This window comes from Micromonospora sp. MH33 (genome assembly GCF_003013775.1).
Classification (GTDB): domain Bacteria; phylum Actinomycetota; class Actinomycetes; order Mycobacteriales; family Micromonosporaceae; genus Micromonospora; species Micromonospora fulviviridis.
Genome location: NZ_MUYZ01000572.1, coordinates 1 through 1,984, shown reverse-complemented (window position 1 = coordinate 1,984; position 1,984 = coordinate 1). Strand labels below are relative to the sequence as shown.

General features: G+C 77.3%; 1 protein-coding gene and 1 pseudogene. Both read right to left on the bottom strand.

Annotated features, from left to right (window positions below; all coding sequences use genetic code 11):
- Positions 1–535 (bottom strand): annotated as a pseudogene (locus B0E53_RS35930) (thiol reductant ABC exporter subunit CydC); the annotation flags it as partial.
- A gap of 8 nt (positions 536–543) precedes the next feature.
- The coding region (gene cydD, locus B0E53_RS35925; protein WP_107079867.1) for a thiol reductant ABC exporter subunit CydD at positions 544–1,984 on the bottom strand (1,441 nt) is incomplete at its 5' end.

Genomic DNA, 1,984 nt, shown 5'->3' with positions numbered 1-1,984 from the left:
CCCGCCGGGTCAGCCCGGCGGCCAGTACGGGCAGCGCCACCCCGGCCACCAGCAGGCCGACGGCGAGCACGCCGGCGGCCGGCGGCGAGATCAGCGCGGCGCTGCCGACGGCGAGCAGGCCCACCAGGGCGGCCGCCGCCCCCGGCACCAGCACCCGCAGCAGCAGGTCCTGCACCGCCTCCACGTCGGAGACCAGCCGGCTCAGCGCGTCACCGGTGCGCGGGACGGCGCCCCGCCGGGCGGTCAGGGTGGCGAAGACCCGGGTCCGGACGTCGGTGATCATGCGGAGCACCGCGTCGTGTCCGGCCAGCCGTTCGGTGTAGCGGAACACGCCACGGCTGACCGCGAGCGCGCGGACCGCGACGATCGCCACGGTCAGCCGGTCCAGCGGCGGCCGGCCGGCGGCGCTCATGAGCAGCCAGGTGGCGGTGGCCATGAGGGCCAGCCCGGCGAACTCGGTGGCCGCCGCGAGCAGCCCAGCGCCCAGCAGGCGGCCCAGGTAGGGCCGGGCCAGCCGCAGCACCGCCCGCTCGGGTCCGCCGGTCATGGCGTCACCTTCCCGGCCGGTACCCGGCTCAGCTCGGTGACCCGGCCGTCCTCGACGCGGAGGATCCGGTCGGCGTCCTCCAGCAGCGCGGGCCGGTGCGCGACCAGCAGCGCGGTACGCCCGGCGACCAGCCGCCGGGTGGCCGCCAGCACGACCGCCTCGCTGGCGCTGTCGAGCCGGGCGGTCGGTTCGTCGAGGAGCACCAGCGGGGCGTCCCGGAGGAACGCCCGGGCCAGTGCGACCCGCTGCCGCTGCCCGCTGGACAGGCCGTGCCCGCGCTCGCCGAGCGTGGTGCCGAGCCCTTCGGGCAGGGCGGCGACCACCTCGTCCAGCGCGGCGTCGGTGACCGCGCCGGCCAGCGTGGCGTCCGGAGTGTCGGGGGCGCCGAGGCGGATGTTGTCGGCGAGCGAGCCGGCGAAGAGATGGGCCCGCTGCGGCACCCAGGCCAGCTCGCGCCGCCAGGCGTCGAGGTGCACCCCGGCGAGGTCCACCCCGTCCACGGTGACCCGGCCGGCGGTCGGGGTGACGAAGCCGAGCAGCAGGTTGAGCAGGGTGGTCTTGCCGGCCCCGCTGGGCCCGATGACGGCGACCCGCTCGCCGGGGCGGATGGTGAGCGTGACGTCCCGCAGCGCGGTGGCCCGCTCGTACGCGACGGTCACGCTTTCGAAGCGGATCTCGCCCCGGCCGTCCGGCGCCGGCCGGGTGCCTCCCGGACCGGCCGCCTCAGGGCTCGCGGAGAGGGTGAGGGCCTCGTCCAGCGCGGTCAGCCCCTCCATGCTGGCGTGGAACCGGCTGCCGGCCGCCCGCAGCGGCAGGTACGCCTCCGGGGTGAGCAGCAGCACCAGCAGCGCGGTGGAGAGGGTGATCCCGCCGCCGAGCAGCCGGATGCCGACCGGTACGGCGACCAGCGCCACCGAGAGGGTGGCGACCAGTTCGAGGACCAGCGCCGACAGGAAGGCGATCCGCAGCGTCCTCATGGTGGCCTGGCGGTGCCCGTCGGCCATCCGGCGTACCACGTCGACCTGGGCCCGGGCCCGGCCGAACGCGCGCAGCGTGGGCAGCCCGGCCACCATGTCGAGGAAGTGCCCGCCGAGCAGCGACAGCCGCCGCCACTGCCGCTCGGTGGCGGCCTGCGCCTGCCAGCCGAGCAGCGCCCCGAAGACCGGGATGAGCGGGATGGTCAGCGCGATGATCAGCGCCGAGCTCCAGTCGGCGAGCACGATCCGGGCCAGCACGGCCAGCGGCACGGTCACGCTCAGCACGAGCTGCGGCAGGTAGCCGGTGAAGTAGGGGTCGAGTGCGTCCAGCCCGCGCCCGGCGAGGGTGGCGAGCTGCCCGGCCCGCCGGCCGGCGACCCAGGTGGGGCCGTGCCGGCCTACCGCGCGCAGCAGGTCGGCGCGGAGCGCCGCCTTGACCGTCGCCGCCGCCCGGGCGGCC